This window comes from Actinomyces glycerinitolerans, assembly GCF_900098745.1.
In the GTDB taxonomy this organism is placed as follows: Bacteria; Actinomycetota; Actinomycetes; order Actinomycetales; family Actinomycetaceae; genus Actinomyces; species Actinomyces glycerinitolerans.
The window spans coordinates 15,093-31,303 of sequence record NZ_FQTT01000003.1 but is presented as its reverse complement, the minus strand read 5'-3'; the positions used below and the strand labels follow the sequence as shown (position 1 = coordinate 31,303).

Below are 16,211 nucleotides of genomic sequence, written 5' to 3'. Positions count from 1 at the left end.
CCGCGGTCCACAGGTGGCGTTCATGCAGGGTGAATCCACAGCGCTCAACAACGTCGCTGGATTGCTCACCCGCATGTGGAGAGCATCGAGGCATGAAACGGCGCGAAGACGACATCCTGGCACGGGTACGCGGCTGCTACGGCGCGGTGCGCCTACGTGACCTCGGCCTGGACCGTACCGAGTACCGCCAGGTCGAGCGGCTCATCGCTGCCGGCACGCTCATTGCCCATCCGCACGGAGTCGTGAGCGTGCCGGGTGCCGACCGCAGCCTGGTCCTTGCTCGAATACACCGTGGAGTCATCACCTGTCAGCACGCGGCGCAGTACTACGGTTACCCGCATCCGCGGCGATATATGACGGTCCACCTGGCAGTACCTCATGGCGGGTCAGCGGCCCCGATAGGCAATGAGATTCTGCATGTAGAGCGGTCTTTGGAGCCGCCCTTGCCTACCGATTACCCGGTGGCGTCAATTCCGGAAATGCTCGCGCGCTACCTGCGCTGCGATCCCACCCCGGAGGGGCCGCTGATGGCCTGCGACGCCGCCCTCCATCAGGGCCACACGTCGGTAGAAGCCATCGCAGAGCTGCTGCGGGGCCCCGGCTCCCGACAGGCTCGGCAACGCCTCGGCCTGGCCAGCTCGCGTGCACGCTCGCCACTAGAAACGCTCGCACGGTTGCAGCTACACCAAGCCGGCATTTCCTTCGAAGACGGGGTAGACATCCATCGCGTTGGAGAAGTAGACCTGCTTGTCGACGGCTGGCTGGTCCTCGAGCTCGACGGCTACAGCTACCACGAAGACGAGTTCCAATTCGGCCTGGATCGCCGACGCGATCGCGAACTGACCCGACAGGGCTACCGGGTCGCCCGTTTCACCCGCCAAGACGTCCAAGCCGGCCGAGTAGGAACGGAAATCCAAGAACTCCTGGCGGCTCGAAGCCGTCTTGCCGGCAGTTCCTGAAGCACATTGTCCGAATCCGGGACAAACGCCCCCTAGGCGCTGGAGCACACCTCGCAAAACGTTGAAATCACGCGGGCGCCAGGGCGGAGCGCGGGACCCGATCCGGCGTTTGTCCCCGCTGGTGACAATCAGCCGCGTGGAGGACATCCTCGGCGCATGACCGCTGCCCGTCTGCGACCTGCCACGCGACCCGTCCGGCGAGTGCACGGGCGCGGACGGTTAGCATGACGCCATGACCACACCCACGTATCTCCTCGTCGATGGGGAGAACATCGACGCCACTCTCGGCATGAGCGTGCTGGGGCGTCGCCCCGAGCCCGATGAGCGCCCGCGCTGGGACCGCGTCCTGTCGTTCTGCGACGATCTTGCCGACGACTCCGACGGTGACGTCGGCGAAGACGAGACCCGCGCCCTGTTCTTCCTCAACGCCACCTCCGGACACATGCCCATGGGCTTCGTTCAGGCGCTGCTGGCGATGGACTACCGGCCGATCCCGCTGGCGGGCTCCGGCTCCCAGGAGGAGAAGGTCGTCGACATCGGTATTCAGCGCACCTTGGAGGCGCTGGCCGAGCGCGTCGAGTCCGGCGAGTCCGTGCATGTGCTGCTGGGCTCGCACGACGGCGACTACGTCCCCCAGGTGGAGCGTCTGCTCGACGCCGGCGCCCAGGTCGACGTGCTGTGCTTCCGGGAGTTCCTCAACACTCAGCTCGCGTCGCTGGAGTCGCGCGGCCTGACCGTCTACGACCTGGAGACGGACGTCGACGCCTTCACCATTGCGCTGCCGCGCGTCCGCATCATCCCGCTGACCGAGTTCGACCCGCTCAAGTTCATCTGACGCTGTGGGCGGCGGAGCCGCACCTCTCGAGGAGCGGTCCCGCCGCCACAACAACCGACCTCGACACGTAACTTCGACCGACCTCGGCACGCAACTTCGCCCGACCGCGGCGAAGACGGCCGGTCGGGGAAGCGCCATGGAAACACATTCCACACTCCCACCACGCGTCCAGGAGACTCCCAGAGTCACCGTGCACAGTGGCGGCATGGACCGCACCCACGATTCTCAGCAGACGTCTCACGAGGCCCGCCTCCTCGTGGTGGACGACGAGCCGAACATCCGCGACCTGCTCGCCTCATCGCTGCGCTTCGCCGGCTTCGAGGTGCTTACGGCGGCGGACGGCAACGGCGCCCTGCGCGGCGCCGAAGAGGCCGACCCCGACCTGATCGTGCTGGACGTCATGCTGCCCGACATGGATGGGTTCACCGTCGCCCGGCGCCTGCGCGAGCGCGACGTAACCATCCCGATCCTGTTCCTGACCGCCCGCGACGACATGGCGGACAAGGTGCAGGGCCTGACCGTCGGCGGCGACGACTACGTCACCAAGCCCTTCGGCCTGGAAGAGGTCGTGGCCCGTATTCGCGCGATCCTGCGCCGCACCCGCGCCCTGGAAGGTGAGGACGACGGCATGGTGCGCGTGGCCGACCTGACCCTGGACGAGGACGCCCACGAGGTGCACCGCGCCGGCGTCGAGGTGGACCTGTCCCCCACCGAGTTCAAGCTGCTGCGCTACCTGATGCTCAACGCCGGCCGCGTAGTGTCCAAGTCTCAGATCCTGGACCACGTGTGGGAGTACGACTGGAACGGTGACGCCGCCATCGTGGAGTCCTACATCTCCTACCTGCGCCGCAAGGTGGACCAGATCTCCGGCGCCGACGGCAAGCCGGTCGCCCCGCTGATCCAGACGCGCCGCGGCGTCGGCTACATGCTGCGCGAACCCAAGGCGGGTTGAGCGTGCGCGCCACCGTGATGGACACGGTGCGCCGCCCACCCACAGGTCGCCAGTACCGGCCGGTCCGCCGCGGGCGCTGGCACCTGCTGACCGACTTCAAGCGGGCGTGGCGCGCTCAACCGCTGCGCAGCCGCCTGGCCCTGATCACCACCGGCCTGCTGACCGTCGGACTACTCGCCTCCTCGGTCTCCGTCACCTCGTTGCTCTACGACCAGCTGCTCGGCCAGGTGGACGATCAGTTGAAAGCCACCGCCCAGGCCATCGGCACCCAGGGGCTGACCGCCCTCAGCACCAGCCGTACCAGTAGTTCCAGCAGCGACTCCTCCATGCCCTCCACCTACTACCTGGAGGCCCAGTATCTCGACGGCGAGAACGGTCAGATGATCTCCACCGACACCGCCGCCAAGTACGGCATGCCTATCATCGGCACCCTGTCGCTGGATCAGGCCGTCGCACAGGCCTCCGATCCAAAGCTGTTCACGGTCGACTCCGACCAACTGCACCACCAGTGGCGGGTCATCGTCCTGCCGATCGACGATCGCAACACCGGAGAGCACATCGGCGTGGTCGCCATCGCCCTGCCGCTCAGCGATGTGATGGAGACGGTCGAGCAGACACGCCTGGTGGTTGCACTCACCGACGTGTCCGTGATTCTGCTCGGCGCCATGGCCGCCGCGTACCTGGTGCGGCGCTCCTTCCGCACCCTGCGCCAGATCGAGGGTGTGGCCGGGCAGATCGCCGGCGGGGACCTGTCCGCCCGCGTCCCCGTCACCGAGCCGCCGACGACGGAGGTCGGCTCCCTGCAACGCGCCCTGAACACGATGTTGCAGCAGAATGAGCAGGCCTTCGACGTGCAGGTCGTGGCCCAGGAGCGCATGACCCGCTTCGTCTCCGACGCCTCCCACGAACTGCGCACGCCCCTGGCGGCGATTCGCGGCTACGGGGAGCTGTACCGCATGGGTGGCGTGCCGCCCGAGCGCACCGGCGAGGTCATGGGGCGGATCGAGTCCGAGGCCTCCCGCATGGGACGGCTGGTGGACGACCTGCTGCAGCTGGCCCGCATGGACGAGGGCCGGGAGATGGCGATGGAGCCGGTAGACATAACCCGGATTGCGGCGGGGGCGCTGACGGACATGATGGTGCTGGCCCCCGACCGCGACTGCGCGCTCCTCCCGCTTGACGATGCCGACGGCGAGGCGCCCCCAACGATGGTCCTGGGCGACCGGGACCGCCTGTCCCAGGTGCTGACCAATCTTCTGGGCAACGTCACCCGCCACACCCCCGACGGCTCCCCGGTCGAGATCGCCGTCGGCACGGTGAACCGGCCGCCCGCCCCCGGGGTGGGCCGGCCCGCCGACCGCCCCACCGCGAGGCGGCAGCCCGCCGATGGGACGCGGGCGCCGCAGGGGCCGACCGTCGTCGTCGAGGTGCGCGACCACGGGCCGGGCGTGGCGGAGGCGGACGCGGAGAAGGTCTTCCAGCGCTTCTACCGGGCCGACACCTCCCGCAACCGGGAGACCGGCGGCTCCGGGCTGGGGCTGTCGATCGTCTCGGCCATCATCGCCCGCCACGGCGGCACGGTGCGCATGGACCAGACGCCCGGCGGCGGCGCCACCGTCCATATCGAGCTGCCCGCCCTGGTTACCGCGCCAGAGGAGAGCACCCCCAACACCCCGCAGTAACCCCGCCGAGATCGGTAGTACTTACGTGCCGAGATCGGTCGGCGCGACGACGAACGGGGTACGCGCGCAAAAGGTGGCGGGTAGAACACCCCGTGGGCTTCAAGTTCGCCGCCGGTAGTCCTACCATGGCTGCGTTTCATCTCATCTTGGAGGCTTTCTCATGAGCCAAATGGACGTGATCGACGCGCCCCAGTGGCTGCTCCCCGCGTTCGTACGCAGTGCGAAGGCGGTCGGCGCTACCGCGCCGGTCGAGCAGATCCGCACCACCGGGGAAGAGCTCGTCTCCCTGTGGACGAGCCCCGACCGGCACTTCCATAACCTCAAGCACGTCATCAACATGCTGGCGCGCGTCGACGAGTTGGCCGACGAGTCCCACAACCCCGACGTCATGCGGCTGGCCGCCTGGTACCACGGGTGCGTGTTCTGTACCGCACAGGAGTCGACCTATCGGCGCAATGGCGGCGAGGATGAGGTGGCCTCCGCCGCCTACGCCGCCAAGAGCCTGCAGGCGCTCGGCGTGCCCGACCAGACCGTGGACCGCGTGTGTGCGCTCATCCTGAACCTCAAGCGCCACAACCTCGCCAAGAACGACATTGACGCCCAAGCTCTCTCCGACGCGGACCTGGGGGCGTTGGCCGTAGAGCCCCAGCAGTACAAGAGCTACCGGGCAGCGGTGCGCGAGGAGTACGCCCACATCCCCCTGGAGGACTTCCTGCGCGCACGCCTGGCGATCATCACCCGGCTCCTGGACCGCGAGACGCTGTTCTCCTCCCCGCTGGGCGCCCGTTGGGAGCTGCCCGCACGGGAGAACCTGGAGGCGGAGAAGCGTCACCTGGAGAACAAGCTGACGCAGCTGCCGCCGTCCGCGCAGCAGCCCCGCCCCACCGCGTCGACCGCAGGATCCGGGGCCAACGCGCATGAGCAGCCCGATGCGGTTGCAGCGACGCCACTCCAGCCGGAGGCAAGCAGCTCAGATACGCAGGACCGGTCCGTGCAACTGGGTGGTTTGGAAGCGGCCGCCGACGCCGACGTCGTTCCCTCGGAAGTCCGGCCCGTCGCGCCCGCGCGGGCCACGGCCGCCTCCGCGTCCACACCGCCGGAGGCGGCCCGCGCGCATCGACGTGCGCCCCGGGACCCGGATGAGTTGCACACGACGTCCCTGGAGTCGTGCGCGGATGAGCTCGACCAGCTGTTGTCCAAGCCGCGTCCGGGCGAGGAGGGCCCGACCGACCGTGCCAGCGCGGCGGAGGCGGAGCGCGCCAAGCTGGCCGAGAAGCTGCGCGCCAAGTGCGAAGAGGCCAAGGCGCTGCGGGAGGCGCGCACGGGCGAGTTCGCCGCCATCACCGAACCGATCCTCGGCTCCTCCGCCGACTGAGGCGCAAACTGTCCAGGATCGGCACGAACGCCCTCCACGCCCGCTGACAACGAATCACGAGCGGCGTCGTTTCAACGTTTCGCGCCGGGCCGGCCCGCGCCCGCAGGACGTTTATGCCGTTGCCGGACATTCGCGTCGGCGAGGTCACCAAAGTCCACAGGCGCGGTTCGTGCAGGGTGAATCCACAGAGATCGACGGCGGTGGATGCGGGCGCCTCAGCTCAATCCCTACGGTGATTTCAGACGCCGCGGCTGCGGCGCCGCCCACAAGTCCGGGCCACAGGGGCTCCGGACCATTTCACCGAAAGGCTCCCGCCATGCCCGTCTTCGCCGTCGACACCCAAGCCGTCACCGACACCGCCGTGCGCGCCCGCACTCGCATCTCCACCATCCAGACCGAGGTGGACGGAATGCAGGGCGACATCTCGCTGCTCCAGTCCTCCTGGACGGGTGGCGCCTCCGATTCCATGGCCGCCTGCGCCGCCGACTGGCACGTCACCGCACTGCAGGTGCAGGCGAGCCTGGACGCGATCAGTCAGGCCCTGGACCAGTCGGCCGTCTCCTACGACGACGCCGAGACCGCCAACTCCGGTCGCTTCAGCTACCAGGCCCCGCCCGCCTGAGCAGCGCGCCCGACGACGGCGGGCCGCCTCCCGCACTCGCAGGAGACGGCCCGCCGTCGTCGCGTCGGCCTGCACCCAGGGTGAACACATGTATCTCTAAAACGCAGCTCATTCAACGCACCTCTTTTCTCTTGACTCCTCCCGCGATCACAGAGATATTGGTCACACCTGATTTCGAAGGAGCGCCACCATGCACAGACGCATGCTCGGCGGCCTGACCGCCTGCCTCCCGGCACTCGCAGCCGCATCACCTGCGATCGCCGCCGAAGCACCCCCACCCTAGAGGACCTGGTCCAAGGTGCCACCACGGACAACGTTTCTTAGGAATCATCAATGAGCATTCTGCTTTGGATCCTGTTCGCCCTGGCGCTGCCCGCCTTAGCGGGATGGCGTTCGGGAGAGCGACACTGGGACGGCTTCGTTCTGTTCGGCCTGATCGCCGTCGCCACCATCGCCCTGCGACACCTACAAGTGTTCGACTTCGATGGGCTCGGTATGCTCAGCGCCCTCATTGTGTTCCTGGGCATTCACTTCTGGCAGCTGCAAGGCAACCGCTCGACCAACACGTGACCGTAACACGGTCAGACTGGCCTCCCACACGCATGGATAGCTGACACACGACGGCGGGCCGCCTCCCGCACTCGCAGGAGACGGCCCGCCGTCGTCGTGACCGGACCGGGGTCCTGTCTAGCGGCGTCGCGTAGGCGCGTCGGCAGGCACGGCCGGACGTGTCCGGGCGACGCGGGCCTATACGCCCCGCAGGGGATTGAACTCGCGCCGTCGTACCGGCCGCGGACCGTCGGGGAAGCGCCAGCACCGCAGGGCCACGCACACCCCCAGGAACAGGGCCAGCAAGGCCAACCCGCCGGTCAAGGCACCCCAATTGCCGAGCAGAAGCAGCAGTGCGATCACCGCCAGTCGCCCCAGGTTGTTGATCCGGACCCCACCGGTGTCGCTCTCAGCGCGAGTCTTCGCCAGCACCAGCACCTGCCACAGCACTCCGCCGCCGACCAGCAGACTCGCCGACCACAGGGGACCGTCCGAGACCCGCAGTAGCCCTCCAAGTCCTACCAGCAGGAAGGGCGGCACCTCCGCAAGTACTCGCCCGACGAGGGCGTTGGCATCCGTCCTACTCATACGCCCATCCAATACCGCGTCGATGTCCTCGGCAAGGGTGAGCTGGGAGCCGCCTCCGCCCCGGCACTGAACGCCCGAGTGTCACGCCGTCTACTACGCCGAAGGGGCGTACCCAACGCGTCCTGCGGCCCCACAGTCCCAGCGCCCCCAAGGCTGCGGCGCCGCGAAGGCCCGCACCACCAAGGCACCACACCCTCAAACCCGAAAAGCCTCACCGGCTCTTCCGGTTTGAGGGTGTGGTACGGGTGGGTGTGGGTGTTCGGTGGCGTTGTTCGGGCCCCTGTGGTGAGTCCGCACACTCGAGGAGTGAGCACCATGGCGGAATCCGTGTGATCGCGCGGATCTTGCCCGCGGCCCGGGTGTCATGACAGTGCTCCAGTGTGCAACGACCCCCTCGTTGCACACTGGAGCGATGCCACCGGATTCGGGTCGAGAAGCAGTTTCCGCGTACTTCCAGGGGAAACCGGGAATTATGCGGGCTTGCCCGGACGGCCCTTGCGTGCAAACCCACAGCTCCGGCCCGGCCCGCCGGCCAGCGCAAGGCACCGGACCACACGCGGAGCAATGACCTCCCCACTTCGTTAGACAACCACAGCAGCCGAACCGACGGCGGGCCGCCCTCCCGCTTGCGCAGGGGGACGGCCCGCCGTCATTGTGATGGGACCGGGGTCCGCCGGGCGGCCGCGCGGGGCGCGTCTAGCGGCGAACCGAACCGACCGGGCGACCGATCAGTACATGCCGCCCATGTCGTCACCGGCGCCCGCGCCGGCGGCGGCCGGGGCCGGGGGCTCCGGCTTGTCGGCCACGACGGCCTCGGTGGTCAGGAACAGGCCCGCGATGGACGCGGCGTTCTGGAGCGCGGAGCGGGTGACCTTGACCGGGTCGGCGATGCCGGCGGCCAGCAGGTTGGTGTACTCGCCGGTCTGGGCGTTAAGGCCCTCACCGGTGGGCAGGTTGCGCACGCGCTCGGCCACGACGCCGCCCTCAAGGCCGGCGTTGATGGCGATCTGCTTGAGCGGAGCCTCCAGGGCGACGCGCACGATGGCGGCACCGGTGGCCTCGTCGTCGGACAGCTCCAGGGCGTCCAGAGCGGTGGCGGCCTGCAGCAGGGACACGCCGCCACCTGCGACGATGCCCTCCTCGACGGCGGCCTTGGCGTTGCGCACGGCGTCCTCGATGCGGTGCTTGCGCTCCTTGAGCTCCACCTCGGTGGCGGCACCGGACTTGAGGACGGCGACGCCGCCGGCCAGCTTGGCCAGGCGCTCGGACAGCTTCTCGCGGTCGTACTCGGAGTCGGAGTTCTCGATCTCGTTGCGGATCTGGGCGACACGGGCGTCAATGGCGTCCTTGTCGCCGGCGCCGTCGACGATCGTGGTCTCGTCCTTGGTGACGACCACCTTGCGGGCCTGGCCCAGGTCCTCCAGGGTGGCGTTCTCCAGCTTCAGGCCGACGGTCTCGGAGATGACGGTGCCGCCGGTGAGGATGGCCATGTCCTGCAGCATCGCCTTGCGGCGGTCGCCGAAGCCGGGGGCCTTGACGGCGACGGACTTGAAGGTGCCGCGGATGCGGTTGACCACCAGGGTGGCCAGGGCCTCGGCCTCGACGTCCTCGGCGACGATCGCCAGCGGCTTGCCGGACTGCATGACCTTCTCCAGCAGGGGCAGCAGGTCCTTGACGTTGGAGATCTTGGACTCGACCAGCAGGATGTAGGCGTCCTCGAGGACGGCCTCCTGACGGTCGGCGTCGGTGACGAAGTAGGGGGAGATGTAGCCCTTGTCGAAGCGCATACCCTCGGTGACCTCGAGCTCGAGGCCGAAGGTGTTGGACTCCTCCACGGTGATGACGCCGTCGTGGCCGACCTTCTCCAGGGCCTCGGCGATCATGGCACCGATCTGCTCGTCGGCGGCGGAGATGGAGGCGGTGGCCGCGATCTCGTCCTGGGTCTCGACCTCCTTGGAGTCGGCCAGCAGGCGCTCGACGACGGCGGCGACGGCCTTGTCGATGCCGCGGCGCACGGCGATGGGGTTGGCACCGGCGGCCACGTTGCGCAGGCCCTCGCGCACAAGCGCCTGGGCCAGCACGGTGGCGGTGGTGGTGCCGTCACCGGCGACGTCGTCGGTCTTCTTAGCGACCTCCTTGACCAGCTCGGCGCCGATCTTCTCGTAGGGGTCCTCGAGCTCGATCTCCTTGGCGATGGTCACACCGTCGTTGGTGATGGTCGGGGCGCCCCACTTCTTGTCGAGGACGACGTTGCGGCCCTTGGGGCCGAGGGTGACCTTGACGGTGTCGGCGAGGGTGTTCAGGCCCCGCTCCATTCCGCGACGGGCCTCCTCATCGAAGGCGATGATCTTGGGCATTGCTGCTCCTGTATTTGGTGGTGGCCGGCGGGTGCCCGCGACGGACGGAGCGGCACCGGACGTTCATGTCCCGTCCGACGCCGACCCTCACCTGCCGGCCTGGGTCGTTCACCGGATCCGGGGAGCGGCTTTGTCACTCTCCGGGTCCGAGTGCTAACCGCAATGCTGGCACTCTCACCCCTTGAGTGCAAGACGCTCAGGTTCGCCGTCGGCCCGAAACGGGGTGTGAAAGAGCTCTCCCGACACCGTTTCCGTCGGTCTCGGCGTGTCGCTTGTGCCGATCTCGGCAGCCATATCGACCGATCTCGGCACATAACTTCTACCGATCTCGGCGGAGTTCCGCCGTGGCCAACAGTACGAGCGCGCAGGTCCAGGCGAGCGGTGCAGGCCCCGCGGGCAGGCCGTCGGCGCGCACCTTCTCGGGCAGCGCACCGGCGCGAGTACGGTGCGCCTCCAGCCACTCCAGCAGCGTGCGCGCCTCGGCGTCGCGCCCCAGACCGGCCGCCGACCAGGCCAGCAGTGCGGTCTCCGGGGTCCAGGAGATCCCGTCGTCGCGCCACGACTCCCCCGGCGCCACCCCACCGGCCGGCCGGGACATGCGGGCCACCGCTCCGTCCCTTACCGCCGCGACGCCGTCCAACGCGCGGGTGAACGGCGGAGCTACGAGCGCGATGGCCGCGTCGACGTCGTCCCCGCGCACGTGCCTGCCCCAACCGGGCGCGAAGCCACGCTCCATGGCCGCGCGCACCGTCACCGTCCGCTCCGTCAACGGACCCGCGCCGGCGCCCAGTTCCAGCCCCGCCTGCGCGAGCGCGGCCGCGGCCTCCAGCCCCAGCAGAGTGGGCGCCGCCGTCCCCAGGGTGAGGGTGCGCTCCCCCACCTCCCAGTAGTCCGGTGCCGCGGCCGGCAGGTGCGCGGGCGTGTCGGTCAAGTCCAGCAGAAAGCCGCAGGCCCGCGCACTCGCCTCCCCCAGGCGGGCGGATAGCTCGTCCACCCGCGCGCCGGCGGCGAGCAGCCGGCCGATCGCCCACAAGAACCAGCCGGTACCGTCGGACTGGGCGGGGCGGTCATCCGGGACGACGCCGACGGCGGTGTAGCGCGCCTCGAAGCCGCCGTCGCGACGCTGCAAGGTCGCCAACTGCGCGAGCACGTCGAGGGCCTGCGCCTCCAGCCCGACCGCCGCATAGGCGGCAGCGGCGAAGGCGGCGTCTCGGGGCCAGATATAGCGCCAGATGCTCACCGGGCCGGCCACGACGGCGCCATGCGGGAAGCGGGTCACCGCACCCGCGGCAGCAGCGCCGGGCTCGGCCAGCGCGGGCCCGGTCAGGGTCAGCAGATCGATCAGCGCCGTGCGGGCGAATTCCTCCCATCGGCCGGTCGGCAGCGTGGCCGCGTCCAGGCCCTGGCGTACAGCGGCGGCCAGCGGTGTCGGGCGGCCCGTTCGCTCGGGCTGCAGCACCGTGACGACGCCGTCGGTTCGGGCCAGCACGCCACCGCTCAGCAGAGCGGGACGGGCAGGTCTTGACGACAGCAGAACCGTTGCGCTCGCCGCCGCGACCGCGGCCGGCACGGCGAGCAGCAGCGCACGCCGGGGGAGCCGGCCGGCGCCGCCGCCTTCCGCGCGCATCATTCCTGATAGTCGCTGCGCAGAACCACAACAATCGGGTTGGACTGGGCCTCCTCGGCGGACTCAACCAGCTCGCCCGCCCCGAGCGCGTTGACGACGGCCTGCGCGGTGGCGGCCTGGTCGGCGGAGGCGTAGTAGACGGTGGTGTTGGCCGGCTCGGCGGCACTGTAGACGCCCTGTGAGACGGTGACGGAGGTGAAGCCGGCGTTGCGCAGCTTGTCGCCGGTACGGGTGGCCAGGCCACTGGTGTCGGTGCCGTTGTGCACGGTGATGCCGGTGGTGAAGTCGGCATTGCCGGTCGGTTCCTCGGCGGGCTGCGTGGTCGGTTCCGCGGTGGCCTGCTCCTCGCCGCCCTGCGCGGCGTCATCGGCGCTGTCATCCGCGGGGACGCCGGCGGTGGCCGTGGAGGCGCCGCTCACCCCATCCGCGTGGCGCCCGAGCAGCCCCACCGCACCCCATGCCAGCAGCGGGACGATGATCAGGATGGCCAGTAGGGGAATCCAGCTGCGCCAGGCGGGGACCTGGGCGCGATGAACCCCGACGGGCACCGGACCGTCGTCGTCGGCGTCGAACTCGTCGTCGGGGTAGTCGTAGCGGCTCACACCGTGAGAATACCGGGAGGCCGACGCGGCGGCGGCTAATGCGCGCCGACACCCCGAGGCCGACCCGGAGCTAGGCTCTAGGCGTGACCGAACCGAAGCCGCTGTCCGAGATCATCCATCCCTCCTGGGCCCAGGCGCTCGCGCCGGTGGAGCCGACCATCCACGAACTCGGCGCGAAGTTGCGCAAAGAAATCGCGGCCGGCCGCGGCTACCTGCCCGCCGGCACCGATGTGCTGCGCGCCTTCACCTACCCACTCGACGACGTCAAGGTGCTGATCGTGGGACAGGACCCCTACCCCACACCGGGTCACCCGATGGGGTTGAGCTTCTCGGTGCAGCCGGGGGTGCGCCCGCCGCGGAGCCTGGAGAACATCTACACCGAACTGGTCAGCGACCTGGGCGTGGCGCGCCCGACCTCCGGGGACCTGACGCCGTGGTCGCTGCAGGGGGTCATGCTGCTCAACCGGGTGCTGACCGTGCAGCCGGGCAAGCCGGCCTCGCACCGAGGCTGGGGCTGGGAGGAGGTCACCCAGTGCGCCATCGAGGCACTGGTGGCGCGGGACCAGCCGCTGGTGGCGATTCTGTGGGGGCGGCCGGCGCAGTCGCTGTCCCCCATGCTGGGCTCGACGCCGATCATCGCCTCCCCACACCCCTCACCGCTGAGCGCCTCGCGGGGGTTCTTCGGGTCGCGCCCGTTCTCACGGGCGAACGCGGAGCTGGAGCGCCTGGGGGCGACGCCGGTCGACTGGCGGCTGCCCTGAGTGTGTTCGCGGGGCGCGGGCACGATGGCTAGCATCCGCCCGATCCGCACCTTTGCCCTCTACTGCGACGTTTTGCACCCTGGTGTGCGGCAATTGGGCGCACACCAGGGTGCAAAAGCTCGAAGCAGGCGACCTGCCGCCGGCACGGAGGAGTCCCGGAGGAGGGACGTACACGTGGCCGTGCGGGAAAACGTGGAGCCGCGTGTCGGACTCGAACCGACGACCTGCTGTTTACAAGACAGCTGCTCTACCAGCTGAGCTAACGCGGCGTGCGGACCGAGCTTACCCGACCAAATGCCCCGCTACTGCGCAGACGTGTCCTCGGCCGCGCCGCCCTGGATGTAGTCGGTGATGCCGGTCTCGGTGGCGATGGCGGTCAGTTCCAGCCTCTCGTTGTCCAGGCAGACCGTCGGAGTCCCCGAGACGCCGCCCTGTGAAAAGGTCTCACGGTTGAGCGCTAGCCAGGCGGAATAGGTGTTGTCGGCGATGGCGGTCTCCATCTGGGCCACCACCGCGTCGCTCACGCCCGCCTCGGTCGCGGCCTGCGTCACCGAGGCGGCGGTCAGTGCCGAGGAGTCCTGAGCGGCGTAGATCTCTGCGAAGCGGGCCAGCACCGCCTGGTGGAAGGCGAGCGCAGAGGCGGGCTCCTGGTCCAGCACGACACCCAGGGCGTTGCACACCATGTTGCTCCAGGAGCCGTCATTGGTTTTCTCCAAGAACCGTGCCGTGTGCAGCACGAGGTTGATGGTGCCGTCGCTCAGCAGGGAGTCGATCTCCGCGGCATGCAACGCCTCGAAGTTGGCACAGTAGTGGCAGGAGTAGTCGAAGTAGATGTGCAGGTTCCGGGCGCCGTCCGTGCTGGTGCCCGGCGTCAGGTCCGGCCCGAAGACGATCGACCCGTCGGCGCGGACGGTAGCCGGCATGCCGTCCCCCTGAGCCAGTTCCGAGACGATCTCGCCGCCCAGGCCGGTGTCCTTACGCGAGTTGACGACCAGTGCGGCCGCGGCCCCGACGACGGCGACGCCGCCCAGACCCAACAGGCTGCGGCGGGTGATCCGGGCGCGCCGCTCCCGGCGCTCCTGCTCCTCGCGCATGGCCCGGGCCTTGGCGCGCGCCGCCTCCCGACGCTCCGCCTTGGTGGGACGTGGCTGGTTTGAGGCCACAAGCAACTCCTCAACTCGGGTTCGACGCTGCCGCAGGTCACGCGGCGCATTGCACATTAGGCATTCTGCCTGTGAACCGCCAGGAAAGCACGACCGCAGGGTGCGGCCTGCCTCACCTCGGTGGGCGGGCCATGCCTATGTATAGCGGGCCATGCCTATGTATAGCGGGCCATGCCTACAAGCTGAAGGGGTCTAGCCGGGCCACAGGAATCGCGCCCATGGCGAACAGAAACACGATGGCCACCGCGATGACGACGAACACGATGCAGCCGATGCGCCGGTTCGTGCGCCCACGCAGGACCAGGTCGATCAGGCGGGCGCCGCCACGGCGGGTGGGCGCACCCCAGGGCACGAACCAAGCCACCACCATGTAGGCGATCACCACCGACACCACGCACAGCCCCAACCGGTGGTAGTCACCCCACGTGGCCAGCAGGGCGGGAGGGGTATTCGGAGCGAACCCTAGCGCTCGGCCGGAGAAGTAGAACTCCATCACGGCGACGACCGCCGCCACCGCACAGGCGGCGGTGCCGGCGATCAGGGAACGCAGCAGGTACCAGGGGGTCGACGCCCACATGCGCGAGTTGTCGGCGGCGGAGGCGTAGCCGGCCCGCAGGCGACGCCAACGGCGCGCGTCATCGGCCCGACCGACGGTCCCCGCAATCACCACCAGCAGCGAGAAACCGATCGCCAGCCAGCCGGGAATGAGCAGTCCCAGCGCCGCCAGCATCAGGAAGAAGCAGGCGGCAACGGTGCGGTGACGCCGGGGCTCCAGCGCCCATTCGGGAACCGCTCCGGGGACGGGTGGGGCCATGGCCGCGGAGTGGGCGTCCCCGTAGCCGGCAGGGGCCGGCTGGACGGGCGCACCGAAACTGGGCTGCGCCGGCACCGCGGGTCCCGACTGAGCCGGTTCCACCCCGCCTCCGGGCGTGAACGACGGCGGCATCGGCGCCGCCGGCGCGCCTGCAAGAGATGCCGGCCGGACGGCGTCGGCCTGCGGGGCGGGACTCGCCACGGCCCCGTAGCCCCCGGGGGCCGAAAACGCCGAAGACGACGGAGCCACCATCCCATAGCCGGAGCCGGACACCGGACCGGTCCCCGGGCTTCCCGCGCTGCCGGCCGACGAGAAGGGGGAGTAGATGGCCCCATAGGTGCCGGTACTCGTGTCCGCCTCGACGACCTCGGGGACGGCCGCATCGCCGGCGTCGGCCTCGGCATCCGGCAGCACCTGCGCCAAAGCGGTCTGGCCGTCGCCGCCGTCGGCGATCTCATCCAGGACGCGCAACAGATCGGGGACGGGCAGGCGGTCGGCGGGGTCGGGGGCGAGTGCCGCGGTGAAGGCGCGCGCGAGGGCCGGCTGCACCTGTTCCAGGTCGCCCAGTTCCGGAGTGCCGGCGTATACGCGGCGGAAGACGGCCTGCCAGGGGCCGGAGCCGAAGGGCGGGAGGCCGGTGATGGTGAACAGTAGGACGCCCGCGCAGGCGTACCAGTCGACGCCGGGGTTGGGTTCTCCGCCGTCGAGCATCTCCGGCGGAATGAAGCCGGGGGTACCCGTGACCTGGCCGGTCTGGGTGAGGCGGACGTCGTCGGCCACCTGGGCGATGCCGAAGTCGATCAGAACCGGGCCGGCCGCGCCGAGCATGACGTTGGAGGGTTTGAGGTCGCGGTGGATGACGCCGGCGGCGTGCACGACGGCCAACGCGTCGACCAGGCCGTGGGCGAGGTCGGAGAGGTCGCGGATATCCGTGTCCAGCCGGTAGACGCCGGCATGGTCGATTTCGTACTGGAGAGTCGGGCCGTCTATCAGCTCGGTGATGACGAAGGTGACGCCGACGCCGTCCGCGCCGTCGCCGGTCTCGATATCCAGTATGCGGGCCACGCGCGAGTCCTTGACGCGGGCGAGGACGGAGGCCTCACGGTCCAGGCGCCGGCGGGCCGTCGGGTCGGCCGCGATCTGCGGGTGAAGGATCTTCATCGCGACGCGTTTGCCGTCGCCGTCGATGGCTTCCCAAACCACGCCCATGCCGCCGGCGCCCAGGCGGCGCACCAGCCGGTAGCCGCCGACGTTGGCACCTGCGCGCAGCCCGGCCAGGGCGGCGGGGGTGGAGCTGTCGGGACTCTGCGGCATGGCGACACAGT

The 16,211-nt window shown here is 69.6% G+C and carries 14 protein-coding genes and 1 tRNA gene; 8 read left to right on the top strand and 7 right to left on the bottom strand.

Features of this window, described 5'->3' with window-relative positions; all coding sequences use genetic code 11:
• Window positions 1–92: 92 nt before the first annotated feature.
• From ACGLYG10_RS03680 to ACGLYG10_RS03650, 7 genes are all read left to right on the top strand, one after another.
• Window positions 93–959 (top strand): DUF559 domain-containing protein, encoded by an 867-nt coding sequence (locus ACGLYG10_RS03680; RefSeq protein WP_073328017.1) that lies wholly within the window; start codon window positions 93–95, stop codon window positions 957–959.
• A gap of 232 nt (window positions 960–1,191) precedes the next feature.
• On the top strand, window positions 1,192–1,794 hold the full coding sequence (locus tag ACGLYG10_RS03675; RefSeq protein WP_073328015.1) for an NYN domain-containing protein: 603 nt from the start codon (window positions 1,192–1,194) through the stop codon (window positions 1,792–1,794).
• 205 nt (window positions 1,795–1,999) lie between these two features.
• On the top strand, window positions 2,000–2,746 hold the full coding sequence (locus ACGLYG10_RS03670) for a response regulator transcription factor (protein ID WP_073328014.1): 747 nt from the start codon (window positions 2,000–2,002) through the stop codon (window positions 2,744–2,746).
• A gap of 17 nt (window positions 2,747–2,763) precedes the next feature.
• Window positions 2,764–4,428 carry a sensor histidine kinase gene (locus tag ACGLYG10_RS03665; protein ID WP_073328048.1) on the top strand — a complete coding sequence of 555 codons (1,665 nt, stop codon included), beginning with the start codon at window positions 2,764–2,766 and terminating at the stop codon, window positions 4,426–4,428.
• Window positions 4,429–4,588: 160 nt separating this feature from the next.
• Window positions 4,589–5,803: an HD domain-containing protein gene (locus ACGLYG10_RS03660; RefSeq protein ID WP_396027148.1), complete on the top strand. Its 1,215-nt coding sequence runs from the start codon at window positions 4,589–4,591 to the stop codon at window positions 5,801–5,803.
• A gap of 316 nt (window positions 5,804–6,119) precedes the next feature.
• The gene (locus tag ACGLYG10_RS03655; protein ID WP_073328011.1) at window positions 6,120–6,425 is read left to right on the top strand and encodes a WXG100 family type VII secretion target; all 306 of its coding nucleotides are present in this window, start codon (window positions 6,120–6,122) and stop codon (window positions 6,423–6,425) included.
• 333 nt (window positions 6,426–6,758) lie between these two features.
• Window positions 6,759–6,995: a hypothetical protein gene (locus tag ACGLYG10_RS03650; RefSeq protein WP_073328009.1), complete on the top strand. Its 237-nt coding sequence runs from the start codon at window positions 6,759–6,761 to the stop codon at window positions 6,993–6,995.
• Between the two features lie 177 nt (window positions 6,996–7,172).
• Here the strand turns inward: ACGLYG10_RS03650 and ACGLYG10_RS03645 are convergent, their stop codons facing one another.
• The 4 genes from ACGLYG10_RS03645 to ACGLYG10_RS03630 form a co-directional block, all read right to left on the bottom strand.
• The gene (locus tag ACGLYG10_RS03645) at window positions 7,173–7,562 is read right to left on the bottom strand and encodes a hypothetical protein (protein ID WP_073328008.1); all 390 of its coding nucleotides are present in this window, start codon (window positions 7,560–7,562) and stop codon (window positions 7,173–7,175) included.
• Window positions 7,563–8,290: 728 nt separating this feature from the next.
• Window positions 8,291–9,919 carry a chaperonin GroEL gene (groL, locus tag ACGLYG10_RS03640; RefSeq protein ID WP_073328006.1) on the bottom strand — a complete coding sequence of 543 codons (1,629 nt, stop codon included), beginning with the start codon at window positions 9,917–9,919 and terminating at the stop codon, window positions 8,291–8,293.
• 319 nt (window positions 9,920–10,238) lie between these two features.
• On the bottom strand, window positions 10,239–11,549 hold the full coding sequence (locus ACGLYG10_RS03635; RefSeq protein ID WP_073328005.1) for a glycoside hydrolase family 15 protein: 1,311 nt from the start codon (window positions 11,547–11,549) through the stop codon (window positions 10,239–10,241).
• Entirely contained in the window at window positions 11,546–12,148 is a 603-nt protein-coding gene (locus ACGLYG10_RS03630; protein WP_073328003.1) for a LytR C-terminal domain-containing protein, read from the bottom strand. The genes ACGLYG10_RS03635 and ACGLYG10_RS03630 overlap by 4 nt, the downstream gene beginning before the upstream one ends.
• Before the next feature lie 83 nt (window positions 12,149–12,231).
• Between ACGLYG10_RS03630 and ACGLYG10_RS03625 the strand changes: the two genes are divergently transcribed.
• Window positions 12,232–12,909: a uracil-DNA glycosylase gene (locus ACGLYG10_RS03625; RefSeq protein ID WP_073328002.1), complete on the top strand. Its 678-nt coding sequence runs from the start codon at window positions 12,232–12,234 to the stop codon at window positions 12,907–12,909.
• Between the two features lie 193 nt (window positions 12,910–13,102).
• On the opposite strand, the gene ACGLYG10_RS03620 is transcribed toward ACGLYG10_RS03625, so the two are convergent.
• The 3 genes from ACGLYG10_RS03620 to ACGLYG10_RS03610 all read right to left on the bottom strand — a co-directional run bounded on the left by ACGLYG10_RS03620 (window position 13,103) and on the right by ACGLYG10_RS03610 (window position 16,200).
• Window positions 13,103–13,178, bottom strand: a tRNA-Thr gene (locus ACGLYG10_RS03620).
• A 33-nt stretch (window positions 13,179–13,211) separates the two neighbouring features.
• A complete protein-coding gene (locus ACGLYG10_RS03615; RefSeq protein WP_234415954.1) occupies window positions 13,212–14,072 on the bottom strand; it encodes a DsbA family protein in 861 nt (286 codons plus the stop codon).
• Window positions 14,073–14,247: 175 nt separating this feature from the next.
• The gene (locus ACGLYG10_RS03610) at window positions 14,248–16,200 is read right to left on the bottom strand and encodes a serine/threonine-protein kinase (RefSeq protein ID WP_073327998.1); all 1,953 of its coding nucleotides are present in this window, start codon (window positions 16,198–16,200) and stop codon (window positions 14,248–14,250) included.
• Between the last annotated feature and the right edge of the window lie 11 nt (window positions 16,201–16,211).